The organism is Enterobacter sp. 01-M-03-SI-ECC (assembly GCF_047530215.1).
In the GTDB taxonomy this organism is placed as follows: domain Bacteria; phylum Pseudomonadota; class Gammaproteobacteria; order Enterobacterales; family Enterobacteriaceae; genus Enterobacter; species Enterobacter chengduensis.
Genome location: NZ_JBLKDA010000044.1, coordinates 1 through 21,448, shown reverse-complemented (window position 1 = coordinate 21,448; position 21,448 = coordinate 1). Strand labels below are relative to the sequence as shown.

The 21,448-nt window shown below is 60.4% G+C and carries 17 protein-coding genes; 9 read left to right on the top strand and 8 right to left on the bottom strand.

Annotation, left to right across the window (positions count from 1 at the left end; translation table 11 throughout):
- The gene (locus ACMWKK_RS23820; protein WP_045330851.1) at positions 1-1,299 is read right to left on the bottom strand and encodes an MFS transporter; all 1,299 of its coding nucleotides are present in this window, start codon (positions 1,297-1,299) and stop codon (positions 1-3) included.
- 476 nt (positions 1,300-1,775) lie between these two features.
- Here ACMWKK_RS23820 and uxaC point away from each other — a divergent pair, with 476 nt between their 5' ends.
- A complete protein-coding gene (gene uxaC, locus ACMWKK_RS23815) occupies positions 1,776-3,188 on the top strand; it encodes a glucuronate isomerase (RefSeq protein ID WP_112781017.1) in 1,413 nt (470 codons plus the stop codon).
- Between the two features lie 17 nt (positions 3,189-3,205).
- Positions 3,206-4,693 (top strand): UxaA family hydrolase, encoded by a 1,488-nt coding sequence (locus ACMWKK_RS23810; protein ID WP_112781016.1) that lies wholly within the window; start codon positions 3,206-3,208, stop codon positions 4,691-4,693.
- Between the two features lie 84 nt (positions 4,694-4,777).
- On the opposite strand, the gene sstT is transcribed toward ACMWKK_RS23810, so the two are convergent.
- The 4 genes from sstT to ACMWKK_RS23790 form a co-directional block, all read right to left on the bottom strand.
- The gene (gene sstT / locus ACMWKK_RS23805) at positions 4,778-6,019 is read right to left on the bottom strand and encodes a serine/threonine transporter SstT (protein ID WP_112781015.1); all 1,242 of its coding nucleotides are present in this window, start codon (positions 6,017-6,019) and stop codon (positions 4,778-4,780) included.
- Positions 6,020-6,274: 255 nt separating this feature from the next.
- Positions 6,275-7,240 carry a TerC family protein gene (locus ACMWKK_RS23800; protein WP_045330861.1) on the bottom strand — a complete coding sequence of 322 codons (966 nt, stop codon included), beginning with the start codon at positions 7,238-7,240 and terminating at the stop codon, positions 6,275-6,277.
- Between the two features lie 252 nt (positions 7,241-7,492).
- Entirely contained in the window at positions 7,493-8,491 is a 999-nt protein-coding gene (locus tag ACMWKK_RS23795; protein WP_112781014.1) for a Gfo/Idh/MocA family protein, read from the bottom strand.
- Between the two features lie 70 nt (positions 8,492-8,561).
- Positions 8,562-9,065, bottom strand: coding sequence for a YgjP-like metallopeptidase domain-containing protein (locus tag ACMWKK_RS23790; protein ID WP_406542945.1), 504 nt, complete (start codon positions 9,063-9,065; stop codon positions 8,562-8,564).
- An 83-nt stretch (positions 9,066-9,148) separates the two neighbouring features.
- Here ACMWKK_RS23790 and rlmG point away from each other — a divergent pair, with 83 nt between their 5' ends.
- Entirely contained in the window at positions 9,149-10,285 is a 1,137-nt protein-coding gene (rlmG, locus tag ACMWKK_RS23785) for a 23S rRNA (guanine(1835)-N(2))-methyltransferase RlmG (protein WP_112781012.1), read from the top strand.
- A 172-nt stretch (positions 10,286-10,457) separates the two neighbouring features.
- Here the strand turns inward: rlmG and ACMWKK_RS23780 are convergent, their stop codons facing one another.
- The 3 genes from ACMWKK_RS23780 to lsrR form a co-directional block, all read right to left on the bottom strand.
- The gene (locus ACMWKK_RS23780; protein ID WP_112781011.1) at positions 10,458-12,479 is read right to left on the bottom strand and encodes an NADPH-dependent 2,4-dienoyl-CoA reductase; all 2,022 of its coding nucleotides are present in this window, start codon (positions 12,477-12,479) and stop codon (positions 10,458-10,460) included.
- Positions 12,480-12,663: 184 nt separating this feature from the next.
- Complete coding sequence (lsrK, locus tag ACMWKK_RS23775; RefSeq protein ID WP_112781010.1) at positions 12,664-14,244, bottom strand: autoinducer-2 kinase; 1,581 nt, start codon at positions 14,242-14,244, stop codon at positions 12,664-12,666.
- Positions 14,245-14,277: 33 nt separating this feature from the next.
- Positions 14,278-15,249 carry a transcriptional regulator LsrR gene (lsrR, locus tag ACMWKK_RS23770; protein ID WP_112781009.1) on the bottom strand — a complete coding sequence of 324 codons (972 nt, stop codon included), beginning with the start codon at positions 15,247-15,249 and terminating at the stop codon, positions 14,278-14,280.
- A 215-nt stretch (positions 15,250-15,464) separates the two neighbouring features.
- On the opposite strand from lsrR, the gene lsrA reads away from it, so the two are divergent.
- From lsrA to lsrG, 6 genes are read left to right on the top strand one after another with little or no spacing between them, the layout of a single operon-like run.
- Positions 15,465-16,952, top strand: coding sequence for an autoinducer 2 ABC transporter ATP-binding protein LsrA (gene lsrA / locus ACMWKK_RS23765; protein WP_161656553.1), 1,488 nt, complete (start codon positions 15,465-15,467; stop codon positions 16,950-16,952).
- The gene (gene lsrC / locus ACMWKK_RS23760; protein WP_112781007.1) at positions 16,949-17,980 is read left to right on the top strand and encodes an autoinducer 2 ABC transporter permease LsrC; all 1,032 of its coding nucleotides are present in this window, start codon (positions 16,949-16,951) and stop codon (positions 17,978-17,980) included. The genes lsrA and lsrC overlap by 4 nt, the downstream gene beginning before the upstream one ends.
- Positions 17,981-18,958: an autoinducer 2 ABC transporter permease LsrD gene (gene lsrD, locus ACMWKK_RS23755; RefSeq protein ID WP_112781006.1), complete on the top strand. Its 978-nt coding sequence runs from the start codon at positions 17,981-17,983 to the stop codon at positions 18,956-18,958.
- 1 nt (position 18,959) lies between these two features.
- Positions 18,960-19,961 carry an autoinducer 2 ABC transporter substrate-binding protein LsrB gene (gene lsrB / locus ACMWKK_RS23750; RefSeq protein WP_112781005.1) on the top strand — a complete coding sequence of 334 codons (1,002 nt, stop codon included), beginning with the start codon at positions 18,960-18,962 and terminating at the stop codon, positions 19,959-19,961.
- Between the two features lie 11 nt (positions 19,962-19,972).
- A complete protein-coding gene (gene lsrF / locus ACMWKK_RS23745; protein ID WP_112781004.1) occupies positions 19,973-20,860 on the top strand; it encodes a 3-hydroxy-5-phosphonooxypentane-2,4-dione thiolase in 888 nt (295 codons plus the stop codon).
- Entirely contained in the window at positions 20,857-21,150 is a 294-nt protein-coding gene (gene lsrG, locus ACMWKK_RS23740) for a (4S)-4-hydroxy-5-phosphonooxypentane-2,3-dione isomerase (protein ID WP_003862606.1), read from the top strand. Before lsrF ends, lsrG begins: the two co-directional genes overlap by 4 nt.
- Positions 21,151-21,448: the final 298 nt, after the last annotated feature.

Sequence of the window (21,448 nt, the reverse complement as noted above, 5' to 3'; positions counted from 1 at the left end):
CTAACTCTGCGTCGCGGGGCTGCCAACCGTCTCTTTTTGCAGCTCCTCGGCGGATTTGTTTTTCAGCACCGTCCAGATCACCACCGCGCCCAGCAGGTCGAAGATGGCCAGCACGGCGAACAGCGGGCTAAAGCCGATGGTATCCGCCAGCGCGCCGACCACCAGGGCGAACATCGTGCTCGCGGTCCACGCCGCCATCCCGGTCAGGCCGTTAGCGGTCGCCACTTCGTTACGCCCAAAGACGTCAGACGAGAGCGTAATCAGCGCGCCGGACAGGGACTGGTGCGCAAATCCACCGATGCACAGCAGGGCAATGGCCACATACGGGCTGGTGAACAGGCCGATCATCCCCGGACCAATCATCAGCAGCGCGCCCATGGTCACCACCATCTTACGGGAAACAATCAGGTTCACACCAAACCAGCGCTGGAACAGCGGTGGCAGGTAGCCGCCGACGATACAGCCCAGGTCCGCGAACAGCATAGGCATCCAGGCGAACATCGCGATCTCTTTCAGGTTAAAGCCGTAGACCTTAAACATGAACAGGGGGATCCACGCGTTGAAGGTACCCCAGGCCGGTTCAGCCAGGAAGCGCGGCAGGGCGATACCCCAGAACTGACGGGTTCCCAGGATCTGCCAGACGGACATTTTCTTGCCGTTATTGACCTGATGCTGCGCTTCCTGACCGCCAATAATGTATTCGCGCTCTTCTTCAGAAAGTTTTTTCTGGTCGCGCGGATGCTTGTAGAAAATCAGCCACGCCATGGCCCACGCGAAGCTCAGCACGCCTGAGATAATGAACGCCAGCTGCCAGCTGTGCATCACGATAGCCCACACCACCAGCGGCGGCGCAATCATCGCGCCAATCGACGAGCCTACGTTGAAGTAGCCGACGGCAATGGAGCGCTCTTTTGCCGGGAACCATTCGGAGCTGGCCTTCAGCCCTGCGGGGATCATCGCGGCTTCGGCGGCGCCAACTGCACCACGCGCCAGCGCGAGCCCGCCCCAGCTGCCTGCCAGCGCCGTGGCGCCACAGAAAATAGCCCAGGTCACGGCGAAGAAGGCATAGCCGATTTTGGTGCCTAAAATATCCAGAACATAGCCAGCAACCGGCTGCATGATGGTATAGGCCGCGGAGTAGGCCGCAATGATGTAGGAATATTGCTGGGTCGAAATGTGCAGCTCTTCCATTAGCGTAGGCGCAGCCGCCGCTATGGTGTTACGCGTCAGGTAGCCCAGCACGGTGCCTAACGTCACCAGTGCGATCATATACCAACGTAACCCTTTAATTTTACGCATCTAAAACCTCATCGTTATGTTATGTCCGCGCCTGGGCGCGGCAACCTCTCGACCGTTTCCGGGAGCAGTTGTGTAACGGGAGGGGCGTAGCCGAGAGCATGTCCCGGAACGGCCCGAACCTTGCCATAAGTAAGCGTGCATAAGTCGGTATCCGTACCGTTAAACCCGATGTCTCAAACACCGGTAATGCATTCCGTCGGCTTATAGTTTGCGACGGCGAAAAGATAACTTGTCATACAACTTTAAAAGGTGAGTGATATCACAAATGTATGATTCTTTGTGGGGACATTCATTGTCGCGGACAAAGCCAGTAATGGCGCGGGATGCAGAACGGTTTGCTCAAGTGAGGGGAAATTATTTGTTGGCGTTTATTGATCTCACTCACGAAAAAAGCTTCGGTTGATGGGAATTGGTGTGATAACTTTGCAGCATATGAACATACGCTTTCTGACGCTCCCGTAACGAGGATGACGATAATGACGCCGTTTATGACCGACGATTTTCTGTTAGATACCGAATTTGCTCGCCGCCTGTACCATGACTACGCCAAAGACCAGCCGATTTTCGACTACCACTGCCATTTGCCGCCGCAGCAGGTTGCCGAAAATTACCGTTTCAAAAACCTGTATGACATCTGGCTGAAGGGTGACCACTATAAATGGCGTGCCATGCGCACCAACGGCGTCGCGGAGCGCCTGTGTACCGGCGATGCAACCGACCGCGAGAAGTTTGACGCCTGGGCGGCGACCGTTCCGCACACCATCGGCAACCCGCTCTACCACTGGACGCACCTTGAGCTGCGCCGTCCGTTCGGCATCACCGGTAAACTGCTCTCCCCAACGACCGCCGATGAAATATGGGATCGCTGCAATGCGCTGCTGGCGCAGGAGGACTTCTCCGCGCGCGGCATCATGAAGCAGATGAACGTGAAGATGGTAGGCACCACCGACGATCCGATTGACTCTCTGGAGCATCATGCCGTTATCGCCAGCGATACCTCTTTTGATATCAAAGTGCTGCCTAGCTGGCGCCCGGACAAAGCCTTCAACATTGAGCAGGCCACGTTTAACGACTACATGGCGAAGCTGGCGGAAGTGTCCGATACCGACATCCGTCGTTTCGCCGATCTGCAAGCCGCGCTGACCAAACGTCTGGATCACTTCGCGGCGCACGGCTGTAAAGTCTCTGACCACGCGCTGGACGTCGTGCTGTTCGCGGAATCAAACGAGGCCGAGCTGGACAGCATTCTGGCGCGTCGCCTGTCCGGTGAATCGCTTAGCGAGCACGAAGTGGCGCAGTTCAAAACGGCGGTGCTGGTGTTCCTCGGTGCGGAATACGCCCGTCGCGGCTGGGTGCAGCAGTACCACATCGGTGCGCTGCGCAATAACAACCAGCGTCAGTTTAAGCTGCTGGGCGCGGACGTGGGCTTCGACTCCATCAACGATCGTCCGCTGGCGGAAGAGCTGTCCAAACTGCTGAGCAAACAGAACGAACAAAACCTGCTGCCAAAAACCATCCTGTACTGCCTGAACCCGCGCGATAACGAAGTGCTGGGTACCATGGTCGGCAACTTCCAGGGCGAAGGGATGCCGGGCAAAATGCAGTTCGGTTCCGGCTGGTGGTTTAACGACCAGAAAGACGGCATGGAGCGTCAGATGACGCAGCTCGCGCAGCTGGGCCTGCTGAGCCGCTTTGTCGGCATGCTGACCGACAGCCGCAGCTTCCTGTCCTATACCCGCCATGAATATTTCCGCCGCATTTTGTGCCAGATGATTGGCCGCTGGGTGCACGCAGGCGAAGCGCCAGCGGATATCCAGCTGCTGGGCGACATGGTGAGAAACATCTGCTTTAACAATGCGCGTGACTACTTCGCCATTGAACTGAACTAGGGCCGTTTGAGGTTGATATGCAATACATCAAAATCCATTCGCTGGATAACGTCGCCGTCGCGCTGACGGATCTGGGTGAAGGCGACGTGGTGACCGTTGATAACCAGAGCATCACCCTGCGTCAGGCGATCGTTCGCGGACACAAGTTTGCCGTGAAGCCTGTCGCCAAAGGGGAGAACGTCGTTAAGTACGGTCTTCCGATTGGGCATGCGCTGGCGGATATCGAGCCGGGTGAACATATCCATTCCCACAATACCCGCACCAACCTGAGCGATCTGGACGAGTATAGCTATCAACCTGATTTACCGGCGGAAGAGAGCCAGGCAGCGGATCGAGAGGTGCAGGTTTACCGCCGCGCCAGCGGCGAGGTGGGGATCCGCAACGAGCTGTGGATCCTCCCGACCGTCGGCTGCGTCAACGGGATTGCGCGTCAAATCCAGACGCGCTTCCTGAAAGAGACCAATAGTGCCGAGGGCACTGACGGGGTGCATCTGTTCAGCCACACCTACGGCTGTTCACAGCTGGGCGACGACCACATCAACACCCGCACCATGCTGCAAAACATGGTGCGCCACCCGAACGCGGGCGCGGTGCTGGTGATTGGCCTGGGCTGCGAGAACAACCAGGTAGACGCCTTCCGCGACACGCTGGGCGAGTTTGACCCTGAGCGCGTGCATTTTATGGTGTGTCAGCACCAGGATGACGAAGTGGAGGCGGGCCTGGAGCATCTGCACCAGTTGTACGAGGTGATGCGCCACGACAGGCGCGAGCCGGGCAAGCTGAGCGAGCTGAAGTTTGGGCTGGAGTGCGGCGGGTCCGATGGCCTCTCCGGCATTACCGCTAACCCGATGCTCGGTCGCTTCTCGGACTACGTGATTGCCAACGGCGGCACGACGGTGCTGACCGAGGTGCCGGAGATGTTCGGCGCGGAACGTATTCTGATGAGCCACTGCCGCGACGAAGCGACGTTTGAGAAGACCGTTACCATGGTGAACGACTTCAAGCAGTACTTCATTGCCCACAATCAGCCGATTTATGAGAACCCGTCGCCGGGTAACAAAGCGGGCGGGATCACTACGCTGGAAGAGAAATCCCTGGGCTGTACCCAGAAAGCGGGCGCGAGCCAGGTGGTTGACGTGCTGCGCTACGGCGAGCGCCTGAAAACCCACGGTCTGAACCTGCTGAGCGCACCGGGCAACGATGCGGTCGCCACCAGCGCGCTGGCCGGAGCCGGCTGCCATATGGTGCTGTTCAGCACAGGGCGCGGGACGCCGTACGGCGGGTTTGTGCCGACGGTAAAAATCGCCACCAACAGCGAGCTGGCGGCGAAGAAAAAGCACTGGATCGACTTTGATGCCGGGCAGCTTATCCACGGCAAGGCGATGCCGCAGCTGCTGACGGAGTTCGTGGATGCTATCGTGGAATTTGCCAGCGGCAGGCAGACCTGCAACGAGAAGAACGACTTCCGCGAGCTGGCGATCTTTAAGAGTGGTGTGACGCTTTAAGTTCTTTGTCGGGTGGCGCTACGCTTACCCGACCTACTAAACCTGTAGGCCCGGTCAGGCGTAGCCGCCACCGGGCTTTTCTTTTTATCCGCGCAGAGCGTTCTTCGCTAAACGCGCATCTTCCGCCTGGCACACCGCAGCGGTGAACATCACGTCGGTGGAGGAGTTAATCGCCGTCTCGCAGGAGTCCTGCAGTACGCCAATGATAAAGCCTACCGCAACCACCTGCATGGCGATCTCGTTCGGGATACCGAACATATTACACGCCAGCGGGATCAGCAGCAGCGAGCCGCCCGCCACGCCGGAGGCGCCACACGCGCAAAGAGATGCCACCACGCTCAGCAGCAGCGCCGTCGGCAGATCCACCGGAATACCCAGCGTATGCACCGCGGCAAGCGTCAGCACGGTGATGGTGATGGCCGCCCCCGCCATATTGACGGTCGCACCCAGCGGGATCGACACGGAATAGGTATCGCGGTCCAGGTTCAGCTTCTCACACAGGGACATGTTGACCGGAATATTTGCCGCCGAGCTGCGGGTGAAGAAGGCGGTCACGCCGCTTTCGCGCAGGCACATCAGCACCAGCGGGTACGGGTTACGACGGGTCTGCAGAAACACCAGCAGCGGGTTAATCACCAGAGCCACGACGGCCATACAGCCAATCAGCACCAGCAGCAGCTGCGCATAGCCCCAGAGCGCGCCGAAACCGGTGGTTGCCAGCGTAGATGCCACAAGGCCAAAAATACCTATCGGCGCAAAGCGGATGACGACGGTCACGATAAATGTGACGGCGTGAGAAAGGTCGTTAACCAGGTTTTTGGTCGTGTCGTTGCTGTGGCGCAGAGCGAAGCCCAGGCCGACGGCCCACACCAGAATGCCGATGTAGTTGGCGTTAATCAGCGCATGGATCGGGTTGGCGACAATGCTCATCAGCAGGCCGTGCATCACCTCAACAATGCCCGCAGGTGGGGTAATGTCGGTTGCGCCGGTGGTTAACTGCAGCGTTGACGGGAAGATAAAGCTCACGACAACCGCCGTCAGCGCGGCTGAGAACGTACCCAGCAGATACATCCACAGAATCGGGCGAATATTGGTTTTCTGCCCCTGCTGATGGTTGGCGATTGAGGCCATCACCAGGGTCAAAACCAGAACCGGCGCGACCGCTTTTAACGCGCCGACGAACAGTGTGCCGAGCAGGCCAGTGGCCTCGGCGGCAGGTTTTGAGATCAGTGCCAGCGCAACGCCTAACACCAGCCCAACCAGTATTTGCTTAACAAGGCTGCCGCGCGACAGGCGCGCAAACAGGCCCGATGAGGATATCGTCATGAGTGTTCCTTAAGTGAAATTGCGTTCCATCCCGGCTGTGCTCTTAGTCACATTTATGTCCGGATGTAAGTAAATGTTTGCCTGGTCGAGTATAGGGAAAGTGTCTGCGGAGGGAAGCGTAAAATGCTGGATTTTACGTGTTGCGTCATGTTTTTTAACTATTGATTAACGTAGGTGCCCGGTGGCGCTGCGCTTACCGGGCCTACGGGATGAAGTTGTAGGCCCGGTAAGCGCAGCGCCACCGGGCAAAACGCACTACACCTGCTGCTTCTTATCGTGCTGGCGGTTAACCCAGGTATTGATAATCAGCGTCACGATCAGAATGCCAAACACCACGCCGAGCGAGATAGCGATCGGGATATGGTAGAAATCGACGATCAGCATCTTGATACCGATAAACACCAGGATCACCGACAGGCCGTACTTCAGCATCGAGAAGCGCTCCGCCGCGCCCGCCAGCAGGAAGTACATCGCACGCAGGCCGAGGATCGCGAACAGGTTAGAGGTCAGCACGATGAACGGATCGGTGGTCACCGCGAAGATCGCCGGGATGCTGTCTACCGCGAAGATCACGTCGCTCAGCTCGACCAGAATCAGCACCAGCAGCAGCGGCGTGGCAAACAGCAGGCCGTTCTTGCGCACGAAGAAGTGCTCGCTCTCAATCTTATCCGTCATGCGCAGATGACCGCGGATCCACTTCACCAGCGGCTTCTCGCCAATACCGGTTTCATCTTCTTTCGCCAGCGCCATTTTGACCCCGGTGAACAGCAGGAACGCGCCGAAGACGTAGAGCAGCCATTCGAACTGGGTAATCAGCCAGCTGCCGGCGAAGATCATAATGGTACGCAGGATAATTGCGCCCAGTACGCCATACACCAGCACGCGGCGCTGCAGCGACGCAGGCACGGCAAAGTAGCTGAACAGCATCAGCCAGACGAAGACGTTATCAACGGCGAGGGCTTTTTCAATCAGATAGCCGGTGAGGAAGGCGAGCGCCTGAGGATCGGCCACCGCCCGGCCTTCGGTCGAGGCCAGATACCACCAGAATGCCGCGCAGAAGAGCAGGGAGAGCGTGACCCATACCAGAGACCAGACGGCGGCCTGCTTCATGGTCATGCCGTGCTCGCCGCGACGCCCCTGCAAAAAGAGGTCGATCGCCAGCATGATGAGCACGACAACCGCGAATCCGCCCCACAACATGGGAGTGCCGACAGAATGCATACTATTTTCCTTACGCATAAAAAAACAAAAACGGCTATGGTCAGAAGACGATAGCCGTTAGCTTTTTATGCATAGACCTCGCCTTCCGGCAAGGTCTCACTTACAACCACGAGGGTTGCCCGGCGACCGGATGCGGTATCGCACGCATCGTAATGACGATCCACCGGCGAAGAAGTTACTCCCCTTTGCAGGTAACAAAATATGTCAGGCCATTGGTTTCGTCAATGGTCTGCGCCGTTTCATTACACAGCTTTACGCGATAGCTTCCGTGCTCACGCCGTCCGCCGGGAAGACCACGCCGGTCTGACGGCGGATCTCCGTCTGCAGCTTCGCCGTGGTGCGGCTCACCGCGAGGCCGGGGTGATTCACTTCGTTGTCTTCCACCAGGCGGGCGAAGACCTCTGCCTCATAGAGCATAGTGTTGATATGCTGAGGCTGCGTCAGCTCCTGAGCTTTGCCGCCGCGCGGCACAAAGCTCACCTTCTGACACTCGGAGATCTTCTCGATCACCAGCGACCCGGCTTCGCCCTGAATTTCGCTCGGCAGCACGGAATCGCTCACCTTGGAGTGCTGCAGCGTGACGCTGAAATCGCCGTAATCCAGCACCGCGAGCCCGTGGGCATCCACCCCGCTTTCCAGCAGGCTGGCGGTGGCCGTCACGCCGTGCGGCTCACCCCACAGGGCCACGGCAGAGGCCAGGCAATAGAACCCGATATCCATAATCGAGCCGTTAGAGAAGGCCGGGTTAAAGGTGTTCGGGGTCTCACCGTCGAGATAGCGCTGGTAGCGCGACGAGTACTGGCAGTAGTTGATAAAGGCTTTACGCACTTTGCCAACCTTCGGCAGGGACTGCTGCAGCAGCAGGAAGTTCGGCAGGCTGGCGGTCTTGAACGCTTCGAACAGCACCACCTGGTTTTCGCGGGCGAGCGCGATGGCGGCTTCCACTTCCTGGATATTCGACGCCAGCGGCTTCTCGCAGATCACATGCTTTTTATGGCTGAGGAACAGCTTCGTTTGCGGGAAGTGCAGGGAGTTCGGGCTGGCGATATACACCGCGTCAATGGCGTCGCTTTGCGCCATCTCATCCAGCGAGGTGAAGAGATGCTCGACGAGGTAATCGTTGGCAAAACTCTGCGCCTGCTCAAGGCTGCGGGAATAGACTGCGGTAAGTTTCAGTTTGCCGGTTTCGTGGGCGGCGTCGACGAACTGGCGCGTGATCCAGTTCGTTCCAATGACTGCGAAACGTATCATAAACGTTTACGTACTCCGTAGCGGGGAACCTTTAGCCACTGTAGCACGTCATCATGACAATTCGCGTGCGCTACTGCGCATTACTCTTTAACGATAAATGCGTCAGCCACAGCCGGGTATCAAACTCCAGCTGGTGGTACTGCGGCTCCATGTGGCAGCACAGGGAATAGAACGCTTTGTCGTGCTCTTTCTCTTTCAGGTGCGCCAGCTCGTGGACCACGATCATCCGCAGAAAGGCTTCCGGCGCGTTAAGGAAAACGGTCGCAACGCGGATTTCGGCCTTCGCCTTCAGCTTGCCGCCCTGCACGCGGGAAATCGCCGTGTGCATGCCGAGCGCGTTTTTCAGCACGTGGATTTTATTGTCGTACATCACCTTGTTGATCGGCGGGGCGCTCTTCAGATACCGGCTTTTCAGATCCTGCGTATACTGCCAGAGGGCTTTATCGGTCGTGAAATCGTGCGTGCCGGGGTAGCGTTTTTCCAGCACCGCGCCCAGCTTCTGCTCGGCAATCAGGCTGCGAACCTGAGAAAGTAAATGCTCCGGGTAGCCCTGGAGATAAGTAAGTTGGTTCATCAACGCCCCAAATCGACAATAAAACGGGTATACTCACGCACCCTTTTCAGGGATACGCCAAATTTTACCATTCAGGAGGGCCGATGAGCCACTTAGACAACGGTTTCCGTTCACTCAACCTTAAACGTTTCCCGGAAACGGACGACGTTAACCCGCTTCAGGCGTGGGAAGCGGCGGATGAGTATCTGCTGCAGCAGTTGGATGAGACTGAAATCCGCGGCCCGGTTTTGATCCTGAATGACGCGTTTGGCGCCCTGGGCTGCGCCCTGGCGGAGCACAAACCTTACAGCATCGGCGATTCCTACCTGAGCGAGCTGGCGACGCGTGAAAACCTGCGCCATAACGATATTGACGAATCCAGCGTGAAGTTTCTCGACAGCACCGCGGAGTACCCGCAGGCGCCGGGCGTGGTGCTGATCAAAGTGCCAAAAACCATGGCGCTGCTGGAACAGCAGCTGCGCGCGCTGCGTAAGGTCGTCACGCCAGAAACCCGCATTATCGCGGGTGCCAAGGCGCGCGATATTCACACCTCAACGCTGGAGCTGTTCGAGAAGGTGCTTGGCCCGACGACTACGACGCTGGCGTGGAAAAAAGCGCGCCTGATCAACTGCACCTTCAGCGCGCCCGAGCTGGCCGACGCGCCGGAGACGCTGAGCTGGACGCTGGAAGGCACCGACTGGACCATCCACAACCACGCGAACGTCTTCTCCCGCACCGGTCTGGACATTGGCGCACGCTTCTTTATGGAACATCTGCCGGAAAATCTGGAAGGTGAGATCGTTGACCTGGGCTGCGGCAACGGTGTGATTGGCCTGACGCTGCTGGCGAAGAACCCGGAAGCCAGCGTGGTGTTCAGCGACGAATCGCCGATGGCGGTGGCGTCGAGCCGTCTGAACGTGGAAACCAACCTGCCGGACGCGCTGGACCGCTGCGAGTTTATGATCAATAACGCGCTCTCCGGCGTCGAGCCGTTCCGCTTCAACGCCATATTCTGCAACCCGCCGTTCCACCAGAAGCACGCCCTGACGGATAACGTCGCCTGGGAGATGTTCCACCACGCGCGCCGCTGCCTGAAAATCAACGGCGAGCTGTACATCGTGGCCAACCGCCACCTGGACTATTTCCACAAGCTGAAGAAGATTTTCGGTAACTGCGTCACCATTGCGACGAACAATAAGTTTGTGGTGCTGAAGTCGGTGAAGCTGGGGCGTCGCCGGTAAGATTGTTTGTTTGCACAGGGATACGTAGTGTGCGGTCTGATGCCCGGTGGCGCTTCGCTTACCGGGCCTACAATGGCCTACGGTTTCAAATGCCCGGTGGCGCTTCGTTTACCGGGCCTACAATGGCCTCGGACCCGTAGGCCCGGTAAGCGCAGCGCCACCGGACAATGTTTTAGATCACCAGAGCTAACTTCGTCCCCTGCGCAATCGCGCGCCGCGCGTCCAGCTCCATCGCCACGTCGCACCCGCCAATCAAATGCACGGTTTTACCGGCCTCGCGCAGCGGATCTGCCAGATCGCGCTTCGGCTCCTGCCCGGCACACAAGATCACGTGATCCACGCGCAGCAGCTGCGGCTCGCCGCCGATCGTAACGTGCAGACCGTCGTCGTCGATCTTCTCGTAGCTCACCGACGGGACCATCTTCACCCCGCGCGAGAGCAGGGTGGCGCGGTGGATCCAGCCCGTGGTTTTGCCCAGCCCTTCACCCGGCTTGCTGGCTTTGCGCTGCAGCATCACGATCTGGCGCGGGCTTTTCGGCAGCTGCGGCCCTTCCGGACGCAGGCCGCCGGACTGGCTCAGGCTGGTATCAATGCCCCATTCCACGCAAAACTCGGCAATGTTCTGGCTGGTGGCCTCGCCCGGCTGGCTTAAGTACATGGCGGTATCAAAGCCAATTCCGCCGCAGCCGATAATCGCCACCTTCTCGCCAACCGGCGTTTTGTCACGCAGCACGTCGAGATAGCTCAGCACTTTTGGATGATCGATACCGGCGATCGCAGGCGTGCGCGGTACGATCCCGCTCGCCAGGATCGTCTCATCGAAACCGATCAGATCCGCCGCGCTGACAAGCTGGTTAAGCCGCAGCTCGACCCCCGTCAGCGCGATCATCCGGCGGTAGTAGCGCAGCGTTTCATAGAACTCCTCTTTGCCGGGGATCTGTTTGGCGATATTAAACTGCCCGCCAATCTCCGCCAGCGCATCAAACAGCGTCACGCTGTGTCCGCGTGCGGCTGCATTAACCGCAAACGCCAGGCCTGCCGGGCCCGCGCCCACGACGGCCAGGCGCTTTTTATTGACCGCCGGAACGACCGGCATTTTGGTTTCGTGACAGGCGCGCGGGTTGACGAGGCAGGAAGTCACTTTCCCGACGAAGATCTGATCCAGACACGCCTGGTTACAGCCGATACAGGTGTTGATCTCGTCCGCGCGGCCGCTTTGCGCTTTGGAGAGCAGTTCGGCATCGGCGAGGAACGGGCGCGCCATTGAGACCATATCGGCGTCGCCGCGTGAAATCACATCGTCCGCCACCTGCGGGTCGTTAATGCGGTTGGTGGTGACCAGCGGAACGGAGACTTTTCCCTTCAGCCTGCGGGTGACCCAGCTGAACGCCGCGCGCGGCACCGGCGTGGCGATGGTCGGGATTCGCGCCTCGTGCCAGCCGATGCCGGTGTTGATAATGTTTGCACCTGCGGCTTCAATTGCCTGCGCCAGCCGCACGGTTTCGTCGAACGTTCCGCCGCCTTCCACCAGGTCGAGCATCGACAGGCGGAAGACGATAATAAAGTCCGCGCCCGCACGTTCGCGCACCGCGCGCACCACCTCCACGGCAAAGCGCATCCGGCGGGCATAGTCGCCGCCCCATTCGTCGTCGCGCTGGTTGGTGCGGGCGGCGAGGAATTCGTTGATCAGATAACCCTCTGAGCCCATCACCTCCACGCCGTCATAACCTGCTTCACGCGCCAGCGCCGCACAGCGGGCGAAGTCGTCAATCAGGGCGAGGATCTCGTCGTGGGTGAGAGCGTGCGGCGTAAAGCGGTTAATCGGCGCCTGAATAGGCGACGGCGCGACCAGGTTCGGCTGATAGCTATAGCGTCCGGTATGCAGGATTTGCAGGGCGATTTTGCCGCCCTCGCGGTGTACCGCGTCGGTCACGATGCGGTGGTGCGGCAGCTGTGACGCATCGTTCAGCACCGCGCCGCCCTCCATGCCGACGCCGGAAGGGGCAGGGGCGACGCCGCCGGTGACGATCAGCGCCACCCCGTGGCGGGCGCGCTCGGCGTAGAAAGCCGCCAGACGCTCGGCCCCGTCCGGATGCTCCTCCAGACCGGTGTGCATCGAGCCCATCAGCACGCGGTTTTTAAGGGTAGTGAACCCCAGATCGAGGGGGGCGAATAACGACGGGTAGCGGCTCATAGTCTCTTCCAGTGTAAAATTATTGTTATGTGGTCGGATGAGTTACTAATTTAGCCAGCGGCAGCGGAAAGGTAAAAGCGGGATCGAATGATTGTGATAGATCTCAAAGAACTTCCCCGGTGGCGCTGCGCTTACCCGACCTACAAACCGTAGGCCGGATAAGCGCAGCGCCATCCGGCGTTATTTACGGCACCGCTGCCCGAACCAACCCCGGTGCCTGCCACATCGACGTCGTCAGCCCGCTGTCCACCAGCCCGAGCTGGTCCGCATACACCGCCTGCCATTTCTGCATCATGCCGTCGTACAGCTCGCGGTGCGCCGGATTCGGCATAAATTCCCGGCTCCACTTCACCAGCCGCTCGCCCGTCGAGGCCATATCGGCAAACAGCCCCGCGCCGGTGCCGGCGGCAATGGCGCAGCCGAGCGCCGTCGCCTCTTTCACCTCCGGCACGCGCACCGGCAGGCCGGTGACGTCGCTTAAAATCTGGCTCCACAGCGCCCCTTTCGAGCCTCCCCCCGCAAACACCAGGCTGTCAAACGTCACGCCTGAGAAGCGCGAAATCTGCGCCAGGTTGCAGGCCGAGACGATCGCCGCGTTCTCCTCCAGGGCGCGGAACAGCGTCGCTTTGTTGCATTTTTCCGGGTCGATGGAGAGATTAATAAACGACGGCGCGGCGTGGTACCACTGCTTAAAATGCATCGCGTCGGAGAAGATCGGCATCACCCCGTGGGAGCCCGCCGGCACGCGGCTCGCCATCTCTTCCAGCAGGGAGTAGGTGTCCACCCCCATCCGCTCGGCAATCAGCTTTTCCTCCGCGCAGAAGGCGTCGCGGAACCAGCGCATGGTCAGACCGGTGAAGAAGCTGATCGACTCCGCCTGCGCCATGCCGGGGATCACGTGCGGGTTGATGCGGATGTTCATGTCCGGGTCGGTGCGTACCTGCGGGAGGTTCACCACCTGCTGCCAGAAGGTGCCGCCCAGCACCGCCGTCTGCCCGGCGCGGACCACGCCCAGCCCCAGACAGCCCAGCTGCACGTCGCCGCCGCCCATCACCACCGGCGTACCCTCGCGCAGGCCGCTCTGCTGTGCGGCTTCACGGGTAACGGCACCCAGCAGGGTACCGGTCTCTTTTACCGGGGAGAGGATATCGGCGCGCAGCCCGGCCATGTCGAGCAGCGCCGGACGCCAGTCGCGGGTGAAGAGGTCCAGCATGCCGGTGGTGCCCGCGTTCGACGGGTCAACCGCCAGCTCGCCGGAGAGCTTCGCCGCCAGCCAGTCGCCGATCATGGTGATGGTGGCGGCGTTGCGGTAGATGTCCGGGCGATGGTGCGCCAGCCACAGCAGGCGCGGCATGGCGCTCAGCGCCAGAGTTTGCCCGGAGACGTCATAGACTTCGGATTCAAAACGGTTGTCGTGGATCTCTTTGAGTTCGGCCACCTCGCGGCTGGCGCGGGCGTCGACGTTGGCGCAGGCCCAGATGGCCTCGCCGTTGCGGTCATACAGCACGATCCCTTCGCGCATGGAGCAGCAGGCGACGGACTGAATATCCGCCGCGCCGAGCTGCGCGCGCGCCAGCGCCTGATGGATACACTGGCAGGCCAGCCGCCAGTTGGTGTCGAGGTCGAACTCCATCGATCCCGGCACGTTCTCCACGCTCAGGTGCTTCCACTCGGCCTGGCCGACGGCAATCTGGTTGCCCTGCAAATCGAAAATCACGGCGCGAACGCTGCCGGTCCCTGCATCTAACGCTAAAAGGTAACTCATGAGCTTGCCTCGCTGTTAGCGCAGGGCGGGCTCTTATGTGGCCAGAGCCAGCACCGCGCGGGCTGTCGTCTCCTCCGTCACCAGGCCATTGATACGGCGACCCTTCAGTGCGGCATAAATCGCATCGGCTTTCTCTTCCCCGCCGGCCACGCCAACGATGGTGGGCAGCTGCGCCAGCTCATCAAGCGTGACGCCGAGTAATTCTTTGTGGATCTCCAGCTCCTCGACGCATTCGCCTTCGGCGTTGAGGAAATAGCCGAGAATGTCGCCGACCGCGCCTTTGCGGGCGTACATCAGCTGTTCACCTTCGCTGATGTAGCCGGAGCGCAGTATCGTGGCGTCGCGGCGCTGGTTCACCGAACCAATCCCAACCACCGCCACGTCTGCGGCGGTGGCGGCGAGGATCACGTCCCGCACGCTGGTTTCGCGCTTTAAGATCCCGGCAACGGAGGCGGATGACACGCGCAGCGGGGCGGGGATCATGCTCACGCTACAGGCTGCGTCCAGCTGGCCGATACCGGTCATATACGGCCCGACGCCGCCGGAAAGCGTTACCAGGCGGATCTGCTGCGAGCTGATAAAGCCGCTCAGGTGCTGCAGGCTGCTCATGGTGGTTTCACCAAAGCCCACCGCCAGCAGCTGGCCGGGCTCCAGCACGCCCATCAGCGACTGCGCCGCGCCAATGCCGAGCCGCACGTTCATCGGCGGCGTATTTAACGCGGGCATGACGCGCACCAGCTTCAGGCCGAAGCGCTGCTGTAGCTCGGTCTCCAGCGCCAGGCAGCCCTCGTAGCGGGAGTTGATCTGCACGCGGATCACCCCGGACTGGCGGCCCTTCTCCAGCAGGCGGGAGATCTTCAGGCGCGGCAGCCCGAGCCGTTCGCCGATATCGTTCTGGGTCAGCCCGTCGTGGTAGTAGCACCAGGCCACGCGCGCCACCAGCTCCTCTTCCGCCAGCGCCAGCCCGGCAAACCGTCCTTCTTCCGCAGTGCGTTTATCGCTCATAGTTGAACTCTTATAAAAATTTAGATCATATGTTCGTGATGGCGCGAAGGGAAAGTGTGAGCCACGCGACAAAACGGATCTTTATGGTGGTTTCTGTTTTATCTGCATCTTAATCGATAAAACTGTGATCCCTGCACGGTTGTAAATATAGTTCACCGTCTACGCTTTTGAACATTATTAAATCTAAAAATCATTTGTTCAATAGCGGAGCGATGATGACACCACTTCTCGACGCACGGCAAATCAGCAAGCAGTTCTCCGGCGTGCCGGTTCTGAAAGGCATTGATTTCACGCTGCTTGCGGGCCAGGTGCACGCGCTGATGGGCGGGAACGGCGCGGGAAAATCGACGCTGATGAAGATCATCGCCGGGGTCGAGACGCCGGACGGCGGTGAACTTTCTGTCGAGGGGCGGTCATATGCGCGGTTTACGCCCGTGCAGGCGCACAGGCTCGGCATTTACCTCGTGCCGCAGGAGCCGCTGCTGTTCCCCAACCTGACGGTGCGGGAAAACATTCTTTTTCGCCTGCCGCGCGAGCGCGATCGGGAAAAGCGGCTGGCGGAAAAACTTGAGCAGCTGCAGTGCCAGCTTAACCTCGACGCCGCCGCCAGCACGCTGGAGGTGGCGGATCAGCAGATGGTGGAGATCCTGCGCGGGCTAATGCGCAACGCCAGGATCCTGATCCTCGACGAACCTACCGCCTCCCTCACGCCGGGCGAAACCGAACGCCTGTTCCGCCAGATCCGCGCGCTGCAGGCGCTCGGCGTCGGGATCGTGTTTATCTCGCACAAGCTGCCGGAAATTCGCCAGCTTTCGAGCCACGTCTCGGTGATGCGCGACGGCGCGGTGGTGCTGAGCGGTGAAACCGCGCAGTTTGACGATAGCGCCCTGATCGCCGCCATGACGCCGGTGAGCCGGGAGAAATCCCTGAGCGAGACGCAAAAGCTGTGGCTGTCGCTGCCGGGCAACCGGCGTACCCAGCCTCAGGATTTCCCGGTGCTGCGCGTGGAGGATCTCACCGGTGAGGGGTTTATCGATCTGAGTCTTGAGATCCACGCGGGAGAGATCGTCGGCCTGGCCGGGCTGGTGGGATCCGGGCGCACCGAGTTTGCCGAAACCCTTTACGGCCTGCGTCCGGTGCGCGGAGGTCGCGTCTGGCTGGAGAATCAGGATATCACCGGCGATCCGGTCAGTTCTCGGCTGGAAAAAGGCCTGGTTTACCTGCCGGAAGACAGGCAGGTGTCCGGCCTGTTCCTCGACGCGCCGATCCGCTGGAACACGGTGGCGCTGAACGAGCCGTCCCTCTGGCAGCAGCGCAAGCGGGAGTCTGCGGTGGTGGAGCGCTATCACCGGGCGCTCGGGATCAAGCTCAACCATGCGGATCAAACCGTGCGCACGCTTTCGGGCGGCAACCAGCAGAAGGTGCTGCTGGCGCGCTGTCTGGAGGCCAATCCGCTATTACTCATTGTCGATGAACCGACGCGCGGCGTGGACGTCTCGGCGCGCGCCGACATCTACCAGCTGATAAAAAGCGTGGCGGCGCAGAACGTGGCGGTGCTGATGATCTCAAGCGATCTCGACGAGTTTCCGGGCCTTGCGGACCGCGTGCTGGTGATGCATCAGGGCGTACTGAGCGGCGAACTGCCGCGCCACGCCGTCAGCCTCGACAGGATGATGGCGCTGGCGTTCGGAGGGCAAGCATGAAGACCTTACTGAAAAACCGCGAGCTGAGCGCGTTTCTCGCCATTCTGGCGCTGTTCGCCGTGCTGGTGGCGCTGAACCCGTCTTACTTCAGCCTGCAAACGCTGGGGATGATCTTCGCCAGCTCGCAGATCCTGATCCTGCTGGCCATCGGTGCCGCGCTGGTGATGCTGACCCGCAATATTGACGTGTCGGTCGGCTCGACCGTTGGGCTGTCGGCCATCGCCGTCGGCGTGGCGCTCAACGGCGGCTACAGCCTGCCCGTTTCCATTCTCTTTGCGCTGTCTATTGGCGCTTTAGCCGGGGCGTTCAACGGGTTCCTGGTGGTGGGGCTGCGCATTCCGGCGATTGTCGCTACCCTCGGCACGCTGGGGCTGTATCGCGGGGCGATGCTGCTCTGGACCGGCGGGAAGTGGATTGAAGGGCTGCCGCCGGGGCTGAAATCTCTCTCCGAACCGCTTGCCATCGGCATTTCGCCGCTCGGTGTGGTGGTGTTGATTATCGCGGCCGCAGGCGCGTGGACGCTGTCGCGCACCGCATTCGGCCGTGATTTCTACGCCGTTGGGGATAACCTCGCCGCCGCGCGCCAGCTGGGCGTGGCGGTGAACCGTACGCGAATGCTCGCCTTTACCCTGAACGGCATGCTGGCGGCCTGCGCCGGGATTGTCTTTGCCGCACAGATTGGCTTTGTCCCCAACCAGACCGGCAGCGGGCTGGAGATGAAGGCCATCGCCGCCTGCGTGCTCGGGGGGATTTCGCTGCTGGGCGGCACGGGCACGCTGGTTGGCGCGCTGCTCGGCGCGTTCTTCCTCACCCAAATCGACACCGTGCTGGTGCTGTTCAGGCTTCCTGCCTGGTGGAATGATTTTATCGCTGGCCTGGTGCTGCTGGGCGTGCTGGTGCTCGACGGGCGGCTGCGTCAGGCGCTGGCGCGCCACCAGCGGGCGCTGAAGTACGGTCGCTTCCAGCCGGGTCACAGAGGGGGAAAGCACGTCACCCCGTTTCCCAAACGCAAAAAAGAGGTGGCGTAAATGAAGCTTAGCTGGGAAAGCGCGCTGCTCATTTTACTGGTGCTGGAGATCCTGCTCTTTGGCGCCGTCAATCCGCGCATGCTTGACGTCAACATGCTGCTGTTCAGCACCAGCGACTTTATCTGCATCGGCATCGTGGCGCTGCCGCTGACGCTGGTCATCATCAGCGGCGGGATCGACATCTCCCTTGGCTCGACCATCGGCCTGTGCGCCATCGCGCTGGGGGTGATGATGCAGGCCGGATGGCCGATGGCGGTGGCCATTCCGCTGACGCTGCTGCTCGGCCTGCTGTGCGGATTATTTAATGCCGCGCTTATTCACTATACCGGCATCAGCCCGCTGGTTATCACCCTCGGCACGCTCTACCTCTACGGCGGCGGGGCGCTGCTGCTTTCCGGCATGGCGGGGGCGACGGGCTATGAGGGCATCGGCGGCTTCCCGGACAGCTTTACCGCCTTCGCTAACCTCACGGTGTTGGGCTTGCCGATCCCATTGGTGCTGTTCGCGGTGATTACCGTCTTCTTCTGGCTCATTACCCACCGCGGGCGCTTTGGTCGTCATCTGTTTTTGATTGGGCAAAACCCTCGCGCGGCGCGCTATGCGGCGCTGTCGGTGAATGATATGCCCTACGCGCTGTACGGTCTGGTGGGCGTGGCTTCGGCGATTGCCGCGCTGGTGATGGTCTCCTATTTCGGCTCCGCGCGTTCGGATCTGGGGCGCGATTTACTCATGCCCGCGCTCACCGCCGCCGTGCTCGGCGGAGCCAATATCTACGGCGGGTCAGGTTCGGTTGTGGGGACGGCGCTGGCGGCGCTGCTGGTGGGCTACCTGCAACAGGGTTTACAGATGGTCGGCATCCCCAACCAGGTGTCGAGCGCGCTGTCAGGGGCGCTACTGGTTGTGGTGGTGATGGGACGTTCGCTGAGTCTGCACCGCGAATGGGTGCGTTCTCTCTTTAAAAAACTATCCGGAGCGTAAGATGAAAACAAAACTGCTCGTCCTGGCAATGGCCCTCAGCTTCGCCTCGGCGCAGGCGGCGGACCGCATTGCCTTTATCCCGAAACTGGTGGGCGTCGGCTTCTTCACCAGCGGCGGCAACGGCGCGAAAGAGGCGGGGAAAGATCTTGGCGTGGACGTCACCTACGACGGTCCAACAGAGCCGAGCGTTTCCGGCCAGGTGCAGCTGATCAACAACTTCGTCAACCAGGGCTATAACGCGATTATCGTCTCCGCCGTGTCGCCGGACGGATTATGCCCGGCACTCAAGCGCGCGATGCAGCGCGGCGTTAAGGTCCTGACCTGGGACTCCGACACCAAACCGGAGTGCCGCAGCATCTACATCAACCAGGGCACGCCGGAACAGCTCGGCGGCCTGCTGGTGGAGATGGCGGGCAAGCAGGTCACCAAACCGAATGCCAAAGTGGCGTTCTTCTACTCCAGCCCGACGGTCACCGATCAGAACCAGTGGGTAAACGAGGCGAAGGCCAAAATCGAGAAAGATCATCCCCAGTGGCAGATCGTCACCACCCAGTTTGGCTATAACGACGCCACTAAATCCCTGCAGACCGCCGAGGGGATCTTAAAAGCGTATCCGGATCTGGATGCGATCGTTGCCCCGGACGCCAATGCGCTGCCGGCGGCGGCGCAGGCGGCGGAAAACCTGAAGCGGGAAGGGGTGGCGATTGTCGGGTTCAGCACGCCAAACGTAATGCGCCCGTACGTTGAGCGCGGCACGGTGAAGGCCTTTGGCCTGTGGGATGTGGTGCAACAGGGCAAAATTGCGGTCAATGTCGCCGATCGTTTACTGAAAAAAGGCGATCTTAACGTTGGCGACAGCGTAGAGGTGAAAGATCTCGGCGCGCTGAAGGTCGAGCCAAACAGCGTGCAGGGCTACCAGTATGAGGCGAAGGGCAACGGCATCGTGCTGCTGCCGGAGCGCGTGGTGTTCACCAAAGAGAACATCAACAAATACGATTTCTGACGGGGGAGCAAATGGCTGATTTAGACGACATCAAAGACGGGAAGGATTTTGGCATCGGCACGCCGCAGGTGAACGTGCCGTTTACGCTGAAGGGCTGCGGCTCGCTGGACTGGGGCATGCAGTCCAGGCTTTCGCGCATCTTCAACCCGCAGAGCAATCGCACGGTGATGCTGGCCTTTGATCACGGCTATTTCCAGGGGCCGACCACCGGGCTTGAGCGTATCGATCTCTCCATCGCCCCGCTGTTTGGCGAAACCGACGTGCTGATGTGCACCCGCGGCATCCTGCGCAGCACCGTGCCTGCGGCCACCAACAAACCGGTCGTGCTGCGCGCCTCCGGCGGTAACTCGATTCTGGGCGAATTGTCCAACGAGTGCGTGGCGGTGGCGATGGAGGATGCCCTGCGCCTGAACGTCTGCGCGGTCGCGGCGCAGGTCTACATTGGCAGCGAGTTCGAGCATCAGTCGATCAACAACATCATCAAGCTGGTGGACGCGGGCGCGTGCTACGGCATGCCGACGCTGGCGGTGACGGGGGTGGGGAAAGAGATGGCGCGCGACGCGCGGTATTTCTCGCTTGCCAGCCGCATCGCCGCCGAAATGGGGGCGCAGTTCGTTAAAACCTACTACGTGGATGAAGGCTTTGAAAAAGTCACCGCCAGCTGCCCGGTGCCGATCGTCATCGCCGGGGGCAAGAAGCTGCCGGAGCACGAGGCGCTGGAGATGTGCTGGCGCGCGATTGACCAGGGCGCATCCGGCGTGGACATGGGGCGCAACATCTTCCAGTCCAGCGCGCCGCTCGCCATGCTGAAGGCGGTGAAAAAAGTGGTTCACGAGAACTGGAATGCCCGCGATGCTTTCCAGTTCTGGCAGGAAGAGAAACAGGGAGAAGCAAAATGAACGTGACGTTAGTGGAAATCAACATCAAGCCCGAGCGGGTGGACGAGTTTCTGGAGGTGTTTCGCGCCAACCACGAGGGGGCGATCAAGGAGCCGGGAAACCTGCGCTTTGACGTATTACAGGATCCCAGGGTGAAAACCCGGTTCTTTATCTACGAGGCCTATAAAGACGAAGAAGCGGTGCTGGCGCATAAGCAAACCCCGCACTATCTGGCGTGCGTGGATAAGCTTGAGGAATTGATGTCAGAGCCGCGCAAGAAACGCAGTTTTGTGGGGCTGTTGCCGGAGTAGGGGCTTTGCCCGGTGGCGCTAGCGCTTACCGGGCCTACGGGTGTGGTGCGGTGTTTGCCCGGTGGCGCTAACGCTTACCGGGCCTACGGGGGCGATAAGGTGCGGTGTTTGCCCGGTGGCGCTGCGCTTACCGGGCCTACGGGGGCGATAAGGTGCGGTGTTTGCCCGGTGGCGCTACGGTATGAACCGGAAACATGGGTAACACTTTAGACCGGATACATGGGTAACAGTTATAACTGGCATAGAAGAGGAGACTCGCTATGCCCTGGACTGAGACCCGACCTATGCAACGCCTTGA